The organism is Burkholderia sp. PAMC 26561, assembly GCF_001557535.2.
Taxonomy (GTDB): domain Bacteria; phylum Pseudomonadota; class Gammaproteobacteria; order Burkholderiales; family Burkholderiaceae; genus Caballeronia.
In genome coordinates, this window is the sequence record NZ_CP014307.1 from 1,119,954 (window position 1) to 1,133,736 (window position 13,783).

15 protein-coding genes are annotated in these 13,783 nt (G+C 58.1%); 11 read left to right on the forward strand and 4 right to left on the reverse strand.

What is annotated here, in order from left to right:
* Positions 1–7 precede the first annotated feature (7 nt).
* The 6 genes from AXG89_RS20665 (at position 8) to AXG89_RS20695 (ending at position 7,042) form a co-directional block, all read left to right on the forward strand.
* Positions 8–796: a PfkB family carbohydrate kinase gene (locus tag AXG89_RS20665; protein ID WP_162916089.1), complete on the forward strand. Its 789-nt coding sequence runs from the start codon at positions 8–10 to the stop codon at positions 794–796.
* Between the two features lie 7 nt (positions 797–803).
* Positions 804–2,012, forward strand: coding sequence for a M24 family metallopeptidase (locus AXG89_RS20670; RefSeq protein WP_062172194.1), 1,209 nt, complete (start codon positions 804–806; stop codon positions 2,010–2,012).
* Positions 2,009–3,088 carry an ABC transporter ATP-binding protein gene (locus tag AXG89_RS20675; protein ID WP_062172196.1) on the forward strand — a complete coding sequence of 360 codons (1,080 nt, stop codon included), beginning with the start codon at positions 2,009–2,011 and terminating at the stop codon, positions 3,086–3,088. Before AXG89_RS20670 ends, AXG89_RS20675 begins: the two co-directional genes overlap by 4 nt.
* 34 nt (positions 3,089–3,122) lie before the next feature.
* On the forward strand, positions 3,123–4,157 hold the full coding sequence (locus AXG89_RS20680) for an ABC transporter substrate-binding protein (protein ID WP_062172197.1): 1,035 nt from the start codon (positions 3,123–3,125) through the stop codon (positions 4,155–4,157).
* A 113-nt stretch (positions 4,158–4,270) separates the two neighbouring features.
* Entirely contained in the window at positions 4,271–5,962 is a 1,692-nt protein-coding gene (locus tag AXG89_RS20685) for an ABC transporter permease subunit (RefSeq protein WP_062172200.1), read from the forward strand.
* Positions 5,963–6,385: 423 nt separating this feature from the next.
* Complete coding sequence (locus AXG89_RS20695; RefSeq protein WP_205583074.1) at positions 6,386–7,042, forward strand: Gfo/Idh/MocA family protein; 657 nt, start codon at positions 6,386–6,388, stop codon at positions 7,040–7,042.
* 45 nt (positions 7,043–7,087) lie between these two features.
* Here the strand turns inward: AXG89_RS20695 and AXG89_RS42775 are convergent, their stop codons facing one another.
* On the reverse strand, positions 7,088–7,249 hold the full coding sequence (locus AXG89_RS42775; RefSeq protein ID WP_205583075.1) for a hypothetical protein: 162 nt from the start codon (positions 7,247–7,249) through the stop codon (positions 7,088–7,090).
* Here AXG89_RS42775 and AXG89_RS42780 point away from each other — a divergent pair.
* The 3 genes from AXG89_RS42780 (at position 7,241) to AXG89_RS20705 (ending at position 9,832) form a co-directional block, all read left to right on the forward strand.
* Positions 7,241–7,393 carry a hypothetical protein gene (locus AXG89_RS42780; protein ID WP_205583076.1) on the forward strand — a complete coding sequence of 51 codons (153 nt, stop codon included), beginning with the start codon at positions 7,241–7,243 and terminating at the stop codon, positions 7,391–7,393. The genes AXG89_RS42775 and AXG89_RS42780 overlap by 9 nt on opposite strands.
* A gap of 29 nt (positions 7,394–7,422) precedes the next feature.
* Positions 7,423–8,550 carry an NAD(P)/FAD-dependent oxidoreductase gene (locus AXG89_RS20700; RefSeq protein WP_062172619.1) on the forward strand — a complete coding sequence of 376 codons (1,128 nt, stop codon included), beginning with the start codon at positions 7,423–7,425 and terminating at the stop codon, positions 8,548–8,550.
* A 367-nt stretch (positions 8,551–8,917) separates the two neighbouring features.
* Positions 8,918–9,832, forward strand: a complete 915-nt coding sequence (locus AXG89_RS20705) for a glutaminase (RefSeq protein ID WP_062172202.1) — start codon at positions 8,918–8,920, stop codon at positions 9,830–9,832.
* Positions 9,833–9,933: 101 nt separating this feature from the next.
* On the opposite strand, the gene AXG89_RS20710 is transcribed toward AXG89_RS20705, so the two are convergent.
* Entirely contained in the window at positions 9,934–10,245 is a 312-nt protein-coding gene (locus AXG89_RS20710; protein ID WP_062172204.1) for a substrate-binding domain-containing protein, read from the reverse strand.
* A 23-nt stretch (positions 10,246–10,268) separates the two neighbouring features.
* A complete protein-coding gene (locus AXG89_RS44670) occupies positions 10,269–10,466 on the reverse strand; it encodes a LacI family DNA-binding transcriptional regulator (protein ID WP_082771516.1) in 198 nt (65 codons plus the stop codon).
* A gap of 111 nt (positions 10,467–10,577) precedes the next feature.
* Here AXG89_RS44670 and AXG89_RS42220 point away from each other — a divergent pair, with 111 nt between their 5' ends.
* Together AXG89_RS42220 and AXG89_RS20720 are read left to right on the forward strand one after the other, a co-directional pair.
* Positions 10,578–10,814: a hypothetical protein gene (locus AXG89_RS42220; protein ID WP_162916091.1), complete on the forward strand. Its 237-nt coding sequence runs from the start codon at positions 10,578–10,580 to the stop codon at positions 10,812–10,814.
* Positions 10,811–11,806, forward strand: a complete 996-nt coding sequence (locus AXG89_RS20720; RefSeq protein ID WP_062172206.1) for an ABC transporter substrate-binding protein — start codon at positions 10,811–10,813, stop codon at positions 11,804–11,806. The genes AXG89_RS42220 and AXG89_RS20720 overlap by 4 nt, the downstream gene beginning before the upstream one ends.
* Positions 11,807–12,116: 310 nt before the next feature.
* Here AXG89_RS20720 and AXG89_RS20725 read toward each other — a convergent pair whose 3' ends face one another.
* Entirely contained in the window at positions 12,117–13,214 is a 1,098-nt protein-coding gene (locus AXG89_RS20725) for a LacI family DNA-binding transcriptional regulator (protein WP_062172209.1), read from the reverse strand.
* Positions 13,215–13,783: the final 569 nt, after the last annotated feature.

The following is a 13,783-nucleotide window of genomic DNA, read 5'->3' on the forward strand; positions in this document are numbered from 1 at the left end:
CAATGTTGTGGACCGATATTTCAATCAGAAGCTGATGTTCCCGGGGGGCAATGCGGTGAATTTCGCTGTCCATGCCCAACGGAGTGGAATGCACGCAGCCTATCTTGGCGCGATCGGTACCGATTCCGATGGTGATTTGATCCGCTCGAGCCTGCAGGCTGAAGGCATCGAGCTCACGCGGCTTCGTGTCGAAGAGGGGGCGAATGCCTTCGCTACCGTTCATATGGACGATGACGGCAATAACCGCAAATGGGGTCTTTGCGAGAAAGGTGTGTCTGTGTTTCAACTTGACAGCGCCGATCTCGAATATCTCGCCGCCTTCGACCTGGTTCACACTGGTGAGACAAGCCGGTTAGACCATCAGCTTCCTGAGCTTCGCGAGCGCGTTGCAATCTCCTTCGATTTTTCTGATCGGAATCTGGAGTATGCCGCTGGGCTGCTACCGTATGTGAAAGTCGCGGCTTTCTCGCGTGCCAATGCCGACGATGACGAGGTGAGGCGTGTTTTGGAGGCAGCCCAATCCGCAGGCGTTGAGCTGGTCACCATCACGCAGGGGGCTCGTGGCGCCACTGTTTGCCATAAAGGCGAGATTCTGTTCGTGCCCGCCGTTCCTGTTGATGCCGTCGACACACTCGGTGCCGGCGACGCATTCGTAGGCCGCCTGGCATGTCGCGTGTTGGCCGGTGGATCGCTTGCGGAAGCGGGCGTCGATGCAGCGAATTACGCCGCGCTCATCTGCGGCACGCGTGGCGCCTTTGGTCACGCCCGTCCCATTACCCGAAAAATACCGTCTTGAGGGCACCATGAACGAAAACCCCGCAAATTCTAAGCTTACGTTCCCTTCCGAATCCGACTACGGCAATCGAGTCGCGCGCGCCCGGACCGCGATGAAACAGGAAGGGATCGACGTTCTTGCACTGTCCAGCTTCGACAATCATCGTTTCTTTGCCGGATTAGATGGCATTGCAACGGTCAGACCAGTCTGGTTTGTCCTGCCGCAGGATGACGCGGCGGCTTTTGTCTCGCCCCGCATTGAAGCACCGGAGATACGGGCGCAATGCAGTGTACCGGTGGCTGTCGAATGGATCGAATGGGAAGAGCCGGCGAAGCCTCCTATGTCGTTCGCAGTCGCGCTCGCTGACCATATAAAAAAAGTTGCGCCGCAAGCCCGCACGATTGGGGTCGACTTCGACGCCACCTCGGCACGTAATCTCGAATTGGTCAGGGAGGCTCTTGGCACCGAACGTATCCGGGACGTTTCAGCCATGCTTCGCGAGGTACGTCGCCGCAAAGACGCAGCAACGATCGACGTTGTTCGGCGATGCGCCGACATCGCTGCTCACCAGTTCAAGGCAAGTTGCGAAGCTGTAATCCCCGGCGTTCCCGAATGGGAAGTGGCGCTGGCTTCCCGCACAGCCGCGATGCGGCGAGCCGCAGAATGGTGGAAGGGCGATGAGAACCACTCGCCGCTCCTACAGGGGATTCATGTCATGGGGAGCGGAAGCATCCGTTCCGGGCGCGCCCATGCCGTCGCTGCGGGTCGTCCTATTCGGGAGGGCGAAATCGTGCAGCTGTGTTATTGCGGCCGGCCTTTCTTTGGGCATGGAATTTGTTTCGACCGTCCGCTCAAGGTAGGGTCGGCCGTGTTACCCACGGATGTTCGCAAAATCGTGGACGTCGCGCGTGAGGCTCAGGAAGCGGCGTTGGCCAAGGTGCGCGCGGGCGTAACGACAGGCGAGGTACATGCCGCAGCCGTTGCGGTCATTGGACGCCACGGCTGGGACCGCGCGATGCAGCATCGCACCGGTCGCGGTATCGGTCTTTCGGATCCCGAGTTTCCCGAGATCAAGGCAAACGACCCGACCGTTTTAGAAACGGGCATGCTCCTTGGGATTGAGCCGGGCGTCTATGTCGAAGGTGTTGGCGGAGCCCGCTTTGGTGACACGATCCTCGTTACGGAAACCGGATACGAGTCGCTCACGCCACTTGAACTTGGTAGGACCGTCGAATGACCGACCAGCCTTCCGCTGCCGTTTCCTTCCGAGGTGTCAGCCGACGCTATGGGACCGTCACTGCGGTGAGCGATCTTAGTCTCGACATCTCGCCCGGCGAATTCTTTGCGCTGCTCGGCTCGAGTGGATCGGGCAAGACAACTCTCCTTATGCTTCTGGCGGGGTTTGATAAGCCGACCGAAGGCCAGGTACTCATGGCTGGCAAGTCTGTCTCAGACGTGCCACCGCATCGGCGAAGCATCGGCGTCGTCTTCCAGAACTACGCTCTTTTCCCCCATCTGACGGCAGCCGACAACGTCGCCTATCCACTGAAGATGCGCGGCGTTGGGCGTAGCGAACGTGATGCACGAGTGAAAGCGGCGCTCAACCTGGTTAATCTTACAGATCGCTGGGCTTCGTATCCTTCACAGATGTCCGGTGGGCAGCAGCAACGCATCGCACTTGCCCGCGCTCTCGTTTTTGGTCCGGACATCCTGCTTATGGACGAACCGCTCGGTGCTCTTGATCGAAGGCTCCGCGACCAGATGCAGCAGGAATTGAAGCGAATTCAGAGGGAGCTGGGCATCACCGTTATCTACGTAACGCATGACCAGTCGGAAGCCATGGCCATGGCGGACCGGATCGGGATCATGGCGGGGGGGAAGCTTCTCCAGGTCGCCGATCCAGAGACTATCTATGCCGCGCCATCGAATCATTTCGTCGCGCGTTTCATTGGCGAGTGCTCCATCCTGCGTGTCAGCGCGGTTGATGGTGGCCGGGCATATGAGATCGCTGACGCTTGTCAGTCATTGCTGTCTCCTGCAATGGCGCCTTTCGATATTGTGGTGAGGCCGGAGAACGTTGCCTTACATCCCGCACCGAAAGCCGTATCAGACAGTGCCTTTGGCGTTCCCGCGACGATCCGCGAAGTCACCTACCTCGGAGCGGGCTGGCGTGTGGCACTCGAACTTCCCGACGGGCAGTCCCTGCTCGCCAACGTCATGCGTGGAGATGACCTGGCCGGAAGCCTAGCGCCCGGCAGATCCGTCGTCGCGCAATGGGAGCCAGCATCCGTCGCCGTTCTTCCGAGTGAATGATCACCCTGAAGCGAATTTTCTGAGGAGAAAAACCATGAAATTTAACAGACTGCGTAATCGCATCTCGGCCACTTTGCTTGCGGCTGCCGGCGTTAGCTTGCTTGTGACTGCGTCTGCCAGTTATGCGGCAGAGGTTGTCATTGCCTCTTATGGCGGCTCCTTCCAGGATGCTCAAACCAAGGCTTTATTTACGCCATACGCCAAAGCCACGGGTACCAAGGTTACCGGCACCACCGGCACGGGCTATGCCAAGGTTAAGGCCATGGTCGATAGCGGCAACGTCACCTGGGACGTCCTCTCCGCTGAGAGCTCGGCCTATGCGAACGAGGTGAAGGATAACCTTCTTCAGCCGCTTGATTATTCAGTCATCAAGGCCAATGGCATCCCGGCCCAGTTCCGCACGAAGTACGGTCTCGGTTACATCACGTTCGGACAAAATCTAGCGTGGAGCAAAGACAAGTTTCCGAAAGGACTTACCCCGGCTCAGTTTTTCGACCCCGCGGTGAAAGGCCGTCGTGCGGTGACGTTGGAGCCGGAATATACGCTTGAATTCGCGCTGCTGGCTGATGGTGTGAAGCCATCTGATCTCTATCCGCTGGATGTGGATCGTGCTCTCAAGGTTATCGCTCGGATCAAGGACCAAATCGTCGCCTACAAGGGTGCTGCTGATATTCAGGCTCTCATCCAGCAGGGTGAGGTTGACATGGCCTTCATCCCGAACGGCCGTGTCAACAATGCCATTAAAGCTGGTGCGAATTGGGCTTACAGTTGGGACGCTTCGGTCTCGGACACCGAATGGTGGGTGGTGGTGAAGGGTGCTCCACATACTCAGGAAGCGATGAAGTTTATCAATTTCGCCGCTCAGCCGGATCCGCAGGCGCAACTCGCACGGCAAATCCCCTATGGCCCCACCAACGTCGACGCGCTGAAGCTTCTTGACCCTGCGGTCGCGAAAGATCTGCCGAGTTATCCCGACAACGCCAAGCTCGGGGCAGTTCTCGATTCGAAATGGTGGAACAAGAACCGTGAGTCTGTGAAGGCCCGTTGGTCCACTTACATCATGCAGTAGCAACGCGTCAACGGGAGCAAAAGAAGATGAGACGTAAGTTAGTCATAGATTGGGGGCGAATTATCCTACTCGCTCCAGTATTCCTCCTGCTCCTCCTCGCTTTCGCTCTTCCGTTGCTTGCCATCGTGCCGGAAGCGTTCGGGGGTGATGCCGTCGGGCGCTTTTTGCGGATTTTCGGGAGTCCGGTCTACCGAACGGTCATCTGGACGACGGTGCGCATCAGTCTGGAATCGACGGCGATAACGCTTGTCGTTTCGTTTCCCTTGGCGTGGCTCTTGAGCCGAGCGACCGGAATGAAAGCTCTGCTTCTTGGACTATTGGTGCTGGTTCCCTTTTTGACCAGCATACTGGTGCGGACTTTCGCGTGGTTGGCGATCCTCGGACAACGGGGCCTTGTCAACTCGACCCTTCACAGCCTCGGACTGATTTCGGAGCCGCTCCCGCTTCTCTTCAGCGAGCCGGCCGTTGTTCTCGCCCTTGTGCACTCTTCCATCCCGATGATGGTCTTCGCTCTCGTCACCGTTCTCCGGCGCATCGACGGGCGCGTTCTGCTGGCCGCTCACACGCTCGGGGCCAGCCCGCTACGCGCCTGGATGGGCATAATTGTTCCGCTTGCAATTCGTGGCATCCAATCCGGCGTCACCATCATCTTTCTTTTCACCATGGCGAGCTTTATCGCGCCAGCCTTCCTTGGCAATCAACGCCAGCAAATGCTTGCACAAGTGATCCAGTCGGAAATCGAGACTGGGGCTGACTGGGCTTTCGCCGCGGCGCTTGGTGTCACGCTCGCTGTGACGGCGACGATCGTCGTCGTCGCGTTGTCCACGGTCGGGCGCTTGTTTTCGCGCTGGCAGCATCCGGGCTCGTTGCCATCCACCTTGCCGTATAAGGGAGCACAGGCGGTGGATAAGACGCTACTTCGCCAGCCGGTAGGCCTACCTTCATCGCGTCACAACACTCCTGCGTTTTTGCGCTTCGGCGCGCGGCTCGTCGAGCCGGCCTATGTTGGCGTTATATCTGTCTTCATTCTTCTTCCGCTGGTCGTGCTCATTCCAGTATCGTTCAGCGCGGCGGACGTGCTCATCTTTCCGCCTCCGGGCTACTCGATGAGATGGTTCGAAACGGTCCTTGGCAGCCAGGAATGGATTGACGCAGCACTGACCAGCCTTCGCATCGGAGCTGCTACCTGCATTATGACGGTCGTTTTGGCGATTCTTACTGTGCTCGGCTTCGGTCGTCATTTCCGGTTTCAAGGTACTGCCGAAGCAATAGTGCTATCGCCCTTGACCGTACCGAGCGTTGTCTTCGCGCTGGGTGCTTATCTGACCTTCGCGCGCGTCGGACTTGTTGACACTGAGACCGGTATTATCTTGGCTCATACAGTTCTGATCTTCCCGGTGGTTTATCTCGTCGCTTACACAACGTACACTTCCATCGATCCTTGGCTGTCGCTGGCCGCTGCAAGTCTTGGGGCCAATCCGTGGCGCAGATTTCGCACCATCGTCTTCCCATTGCTATTTCCGGGCCTTGCTATCGGAGCGCTGCTTGCGATGGCCCTTTCATTCGACGAATCGGTTGCTTCGATCTTCCTCAGCAACCTGTCGGTGAAGACACTGCCGAGAAAGCTTTGGGAAGGTATTCGTTTCAACACAAGCCCCGAATCGGCGGCCGTATCTGTAATGCTGCTTGGCGTGACCTGCATGGTGGTCATCGCCGGCACGGCGCTTGTCCTCGGGCGCCGAAAAATTACCGGTGGGACAGGCCCAATAGCAGTTCTGCGTGACGCGTCAGAAAAAACTGTGTGACCACCATGGGCATTTTCCGTGCTTCCCAACGTAACCTGGCTGCGGTAGGACTTCACCGGTGGATCATCGTCTCGCTTGGTCTCGCCGGCGGCCAGCAGCAGCGCCTCGCTATCGCCAGGGCCTTGGCGATGGATTCCGGAAGTTGTTCTGTTCGACGAAGTGACGAGCGCGCTTGACCCCGAGCTCGTCAAGTGGTGCTCGATCTCATGGTCGACCTCGGCCGGCAGGGAATCACAATTGTGGTCGTCACGCACGAGATAAGCTTCGCCTCACGCGTCGCCGACCAGGGTGTCTGCATGGGCGAGGGTCGATTGTCGCGTTCAGATCGATGGCGGACATCTTCGATGCCCCGAAACGTCACCGTCTCCGGCGTTTTCTCGCGGAGGTTCTTTGATCACAGAAAGAGCGGCAAGGAGCCTGCAAATGGAAAAGGTAGTTCGCTGGGGCGTCCTCAGCACCGGCAAGATCGCGGTCAAGACCGGGATCCCGGCAATTCAAAGGGCGGCCTTCTGTGAGGTGGCGGCAATTGCATCGCGCGATCTGGAGCGGGCTCCTGTCAGCGCCACGGCGCTGGGCGTGCCGACAGCGTATGGCAGTTACGAGGAGCTTATCTGCGACCCAACGATCGATGTGATCTACAACGCGCTGCCGAATCACCTTCATGCCGAGTGGACCGTCGGCGCGTTGCAAGCGGGCAAGCATGTTCTCTGCGAAAAACCGGCAGGCCTGAATGCGAAGGAGGTTGGAGCAGTCGCCGCGGTTTCCAAACGATTGGGTCTTGTCGCCGCAGAACCCTTCATGGCCCGGCATCATCGGCAATGGAAGCGAACACGGGAGCTGATTGCCGCCGGGCGCATCGGGGAGGTCAGGGCCGTCCATACGGTGTTCTCGTACTTTCTGACAGTTCCGGACAACGTCCGCAATTGCCTGGATATCGGTGGTAGGGGACTCTACGACGTGGGCTGCTACGCGATTAACACCGCCCGATATGTGTTCTCTGGCGAACCGGAGAGGGCAATCGCCATGTTCGATCGCGACCCCGCACTCGGGATCGATCGTATGGCGAGCGGCCTTTTGTAATTCTCCAGCGGACGCCATCTGGCGTTCACATGCGCGACCCAGCTCTCACCCTACCAGGCCATTCGTATCCTTGGTACCAAAGGCAGGATCGAACTTCAGGTACCGTTCAACGCGCCTGCCGATCAACCGGCCCGGATAGTTATCGATGATGGACGTGACCTGCTTGGCGGTGGCGCTGAGGCCATTGAACTCGACACCGTGGATCAATTTCAGCTTCAGGTGGAAGCCTTCCGCGAAGCCGTGCTCGGTTTGTCGCCTCTCGAAAGCGATCTGGGCGATGCAGTTGCCAACATGCGGGTCATCGACGCCCTGTTCCGGTCAGGGCAATCCCAGCGTTTCGAGCAACCCTGACCACCATCATTCAAATCAGGATCATGAAGATGAGCGAACACAAGAAGCCAGCAAACGTAATCGTCGTCGGCGGCGGGATTTTTGGGATGTCGACTGCCGTCCATCTCGCCAGGCTAGGCATCAAGACGACGTTGATTAATGACGGCCCTCTTGCCAACGGCGCGTCCGGACGCTCCCTGGCCTGGCTGAATTCGTCGCGAGTCCGGTCCGATGCCTATCATCGCTTGCGGCTTGCCGGGATTGATCGATATCGCACTCTTTCCCATAGATATCCTGACGCAACCTGGCTCCGCTTCGACGGCGGACTGACCTGGGATGCCGACGACGGCAACAACCAGATCGCTGCCTTATTCAACTATGAGCGCGAACTCGGCTACCACGCCATATTTGTCGATGGCGACGACGTCGCTGCCCTCACTCCCGGCGTCGACGGCACCGAGATCACGCAGCAGGGCGCGATCTTCAATCCGGGCGAGGGATGGGTTGACCTGCCGTCGTTGATCGCGGTGTTTGCTGACGAATTCAGGGAGCTTGGCGGCCAGATCGAAACGAATGCCGGACGTGCTTCCGTCGTGGTCGAAGAAAGCCGTGCGATCGGTGCTAGGACGGCCGACGGAAGGACGTGGCCGGCAGATGCGGTCCTGCTGGCCGCCGGCGCCGACGTGCCTGGCATCGCGGAGCAGGCCGGAGTTCATATCGGCGATCAGACGCCAGTCGGGCTGCTCGTGCGCACGAAACCGCTTGATCGCCCCCTGAAGGCTGTCCTCAATACGCCGCGTGTGTCCATCAGGCCGACGCCCGATGGCGCGCTTGCCCTCGACTGCCCATGGTCCGAAAGAGAAATCGACGTCAAGGAGGACGGCAGCTACGACGTTAAGCAGAGTACCCTGGATGGGCTGCTACGGGAGGCATCGAAGGTTCTCAAAAGCCATCCGAAGCTAGAACTGAGGGACTACGGAGTTGGACTGAAGCCCATTCCTGGTGACGGCGAGCCTGTTTTCGGCGAGCTGGCTTCCATCCCGAGGTATTTCGTAGCGTTTAGTCATAGTGGCGCGACCCTGGGGCTCATTGCGGGCGAACTACTTGCCGACGAGATTGCAACCGGCAAGCGCAATCTACTGCTTAGCAATTTCAGACCGGAGCGCTTTCGGAAGTGAATCTGGGCGGCTGAGACGCCAACAGGCCCGTGGATGAGCCCGGCACTCATTGAAGGCATGCGAGACAGAAACACACTCTGTGTCAGCACCGGGAGAGATTGGGCGTGGCGACTCCGGCGGCGATTCGCACGCTCGCGGCTAGCTCTGATGTCCAACTAGCGACGGCGACGGACGGCAATTCGCGAGGCGATGCCTACGCCCCTTGCTTTCGCGCCTTAGCGGAGGATGTCGGTTGCGCCTGGCTTCGAATGCGGCCCCAACGGAGGTTTGAAACGAAGTGCTCAAGCAGTGGGAGAGATCTCCGGATGACGCTCCGTTTACAGCATTTTCACGTATTAGAATCGGGCGCTTCCATCGATAGCTCCCCATGAACTACACCTCGATCCTCGAACAGATTCATCGCGACCTTCTAGCGAATCTCGGCAAAGGCCGCGTCGCGGACTACATTCCGGAACTCGCGTGCGTGCCACCCGACAGCTTCGGCATGGCGATCGTCACGATTGCAGGCGACGTGTTCAGCGTCGGCGATGCGGCCACGCGTTTCTCGATCCAGAGCATTTCGAAGCTGTTCGCCTGCACACTGGCGTTCCAGTTGCTTGGCGACGAACTGTGGAAGCGCGTCGGCCGCGAGCCATCGGGGACGCCGTTTAATTCGCTAGTGCAGCTTGAAGCGGAGCGAGGCAAGCCGCGCAATCCGTTCATCAACGCGGGCGCACTCGTCATCACAGATGTGCTGTGCCGGCGCTTCGTGCAAGCCGAAACTGCGATGGTCGAATTCATGCGGCGGCTGACGGGCGAACGCACGATCGACTACGATTCGCGCGTCGCCGAGTCCGAGCTCGCTCATTCCAATCGCAATCAGGCAATGGCGCACTTTATGGCAAGTTTCGGCAACCTGGAGATGCCGCCTGAACTGGTGGTCGATGCCTATTGCCGGCAGTGCGCGATCTCGATGAACTGCATCGAGCTGGCGCGCGCCGCGCTGTTTCTCGCGGACGGCGGTGTCGTGCCGGCGACCGGCGAGCGCGTGCTCGACAGCAGTGCGGCGAAGCGTCTTTCCGCGCTGATGCTGACCTGCGGTACCTATGACGCGGCCGGCGACTTCGCCTACCGCGTCGGCTTGCCGGCGAAGAGCGGCGTCGGCGGCGGGATCGTCGCGGTGCTGCCGGGAGAGATGGCTGTGTGCGTCTGGTCGCCAGGGCTCGATGCCAACGGAAATTCATTGGCCGGCGTTCTGGCTCTCGAGTGGCTGACGACGCATACAGGACGGTCGATCTTTTGATCGTACCTCGTCCGGCTAGGCGTGCGGTCTTCGCGCATACGCGAAAACGAGCTGAGCCGCTACCTCAGAGGCCATTCGATTCGCCGCGCATTCAAATCGAATCAAAGGTGTCGGCGTTGAGCACGGGCACGCCTGTCGAGAGGGACAAAGGGGCAGCCCATGTCCCGCGCGCCGATGAGGTGATCCACCTCGATGCTGGAGGTTGGTGAAACAATCAAGCCGTCGACTCGGTTGGCGAGCAGCACGCGCACTGCTTGACGTTCGAGCTCAATATCCTCGTCGGTGGTGGCTAGAACCACACTGAAGCCATTTGCGCTAGCTGTGTCCGTGATAGCCCGAATGGCTCGTGCGAAATACAAATTCTCAATATCGGCTATAACGACGCCAATCATCCCGCTGCGGCCCGTCACCATGCTGCGGGCGAGCTGGTCAGCTGCTACGACACGTGTTTTGCTGCGTCGAAGACACGCTGGCGTGTCTCGGAACCGACTAAACCGTGACCACCAAGTACCCGCGCTGCGGTAGCGGCTGAGACGCCGGCAGCGCGCGCAACGTCAGCGATGGGCGGTTTAGCGCCCGAGCGCCCGCTATTTCTCATGGTTTGCTGAACTCGCGTTGCGGGGCAGGTCCCCATGCTTCGCGGGAAAATCAATTGTTAAATCACCTGTTGACGGCTCAATAATGACAAAGTTATCATATGAGATCGTTATCACATACTCATCATAAACCTTAAAGGGGAAACACGATGAATCGTTATCCTAATCTTTTTCCCGCCGACGTAGATTTCCGTCGCGTTACCAATGCTGCTGCTTTGCAGAGAGACCGAATCAGGGTAGTGGCCAAGGCTGCAGCAGGTAGTATGCGCAATGTTTTCCTGGACGGTTGCGGCGACTCCTTTGCGAGAAAATGGCTCCTAGATGATCCGATAAGTGCAAGAAGACCTGAGCTAATCGTCAAAGCCAAGATTGGAAATCGGGAATGAGCAATCAGACACTAACAATCGTCAAAACGGAATCCTCCGCTGGTTCATGGCAGGATGCGCAGGACAAAGCGCTTTGGGCCCCAGCTGCTAAAGCTCTCGGTCTCACTTATGTACTCGATACGTCACAGAGTTGGGCCGACGCTCGTGCGCAGGTAGAAGCGGGTTCTATCAAGTGGGACATCATCCAGATCGCCCTTGCTGAAATACCTCAGGCGAAAGCCGCCGGTGTTCTCGAAAAACTCGATTCCGACGTCTACAACAAGGCAGATTTTGTGCCGGGTTCGTGCACGGACTACTTCGTCGCCAATAGTCTTTACTCCACTGTAATCGCCTGGAACAAGAGCATCTATGGCGCCAATAGCCCCAAGTCGAAGGACGATTTTTGGGATGTCAAAAAGTTCCCAGGGAAGCGAGCACTTTGGAATGAACCGGTTGGGATGCTTGAAGCCGCTGTTTTGGCATTAGGAACTTCTCGCGACAAGGTGTATGAATTCCTCTCATCCGAGGACGGTCGTCGGGCTGCTATCAACAAACTCGCAGAAATTGGTTCTCACATATCTCTGTGGTGGGAGAGCGGAGCCCAGGCGTCCCAGCTCATGAGAGACGGCGAAGTTGACATGATTCTTACTTGGGGCGGCCGTGTCCAAGGTGCGATAGACGATGGTGTGAATTTTGCCTACACGTTCCATGATGGGCAGCTTGGGACCGACGGTTATGCGGTCGTCAAAGGTGCTCCAAATCGTGACGCCGCAATGCGCTTCCTTAATGAGGTGTCCAAGCCTGAATACCAGAAGGATCTGTCGAACAGCTTCCCGACGGCCCCGGTAAATATGAAGGCCTTCGAGATTGCGGGATATACCACAGAGAAGATTGCGACGATGGCGTCTGCTCCACAGAACGTGGCTGTTCAGTACGCAGTTGATCCAGAATTCTGGGCACAGCATGGCGCTTGGGCATATGCGGCATACGACAAGATTCGTCGGTCCAATTAACTGCCAAGATTGGTTCTGGCCCAAGCCTTGACCTTGGGCCGGGTTTCACAAGATCCTCATGCCGAGGTCTCATGTCCTGCACTCAGAGCCGAATACCTGCCAAAGCAGCCAACAAACGATAACGTCATGCAAACAGCCAAACTTCACCATTGCCGATCAAGATTTGAAGCGTAACGAGAGCCTATTAGCTGGGTCGGCACTGTCCAGTGTGAAGCCAGAGATTAAGTGCGGCAAATCATGACCCTGATCGCACCATTGGATTCGTGCAAAACTAGACAAAGAGAGACCAACAACAATCGCGCTTGAAATGTCAGCTGCTAACGCTTTGCGATAAGCGCTTGACGCGTGGCGTCACCAGAGCACGACTGACCGATCCCCGATTTATAAGCGTTGCCTGGAGCATGGTTTCCTCTCCCGAAGTTTTGCTCTCGCCCTGCAGGCGAGCGATCAGATGCTCTGTCGCAGCGGTAGCCAGCTCTTTGATAGGCTGCGACACGACAGTGAGCGGGGGAGTGACCGCTGTTGTCCAGTCGGCGTCGTCGAAACAGATGAGCGAAGCCTTGTCGGGTATCGATAAATCGAGCTCCCGAAGAACTTTCAGAAGGATGAGGCCGACGGAACTGTCGGTCGCGAGAAAAGCGGTCGGACGGTTTGCAGACTGACTGAGCTGGCGTAACTGGCGAGCAAGATTTTCGGGGTCCCAACCTCCGAGGATAATCATCTTGGGGTCAACCTTGAGCCCGGCGTCGTGGAGCGCGGCGCGGTAACCGTCGATACGCTCCCGAACAGAGGAGATCAGGTACTGTTGCTCCCCGTGAGAAGGCGCGTTGGACACAAGCGCGATGCGTCGGTGTTGTTGTTTGATGAAAGATGCGACTGCCTGATGGGCCGCACCAAAGTTGTCTATGGCAAAGGTGTCGGCGTTGAGCACGGGCACGCGTCTGTCGAGAAGGACAAAGGGACAACCCATGTCCCGCGCGCCGATGAGGTGCTCCACCTCGATGCTGGAGGTTGGTGAAACAATCAGGCCGTCGACTCGGTTGGCGAGCAGCACGCGCACTGCTTGACGTTCGAGCTCAATATCCTCGTCGGTGGTGGCCAGGACCACACCGAGGCCATTTGCGCTAGCTGTGTCCGTGATAGCCCGAATGGCTCGTGCGAAATACAAATTCTCAATATCGGCTATAACGACGCCAATCATCCCGCTGCGGCCTGTCACCATGCTGCGGGCGAGCAGATTGGGCTGGTATGCTAGAAGTTTGGCGGCGTCTAACACGCGCTGACGGGTCTCACGGCCGGCATAGCCGTAATCGCCAAGCACCCGGGCCGCGGTAGCACGCGATACACCCGCGGCTCGCGCAACGTCGACGATCGTCGGCTGAGTAGCCCTGGGTCCATTACCTTTCATGATCTGCTCGCATTTGCATTAGGGGAGCCGTGTTCTGTTTGCGCCAAGTGGATCTGAGCCACCGCGCCATTTGAATTCTGAGGCGAGTGGATAAGTGTATGGGTTTCCAGAGTGGTTGTCTCCCTTGGCTTGAGGCCCCATTGCGTAGCCAAGCTGTGAAGCGCGTAGCCCGCGGCTGTTTTGCATCATGCGCAGCAGTCGGCCTCGCTGCTCGGCACTGGGTGAAAATCGAGCATTATGCCGAGCGATCTCTACCCTCGGGTGCTCTCACCACGTCACTGATGTCGCATTCTCGTTCACTCAACTGCCGCGCTCGGCGAGTGAGACCGAGGCCATCCCTTTCCCCACATAAGGTATCTGCCTGCACGCAATGGTCGCCTTGCGAAGTTCTCGCCATCCAACGCTTTCTCCACATCGCGGATCGCGACAAAGATCGAGGATTGGAGGACTGGAGCGCGATGGCGAACGTCTGAATGCTATTGATTTCGGCAACTTACCAAACGTTGTGACGCTGTGAGAACTGCTTACGCGTAGGAATGTATTAACGAGTGGGGAACTATGTATTTTAC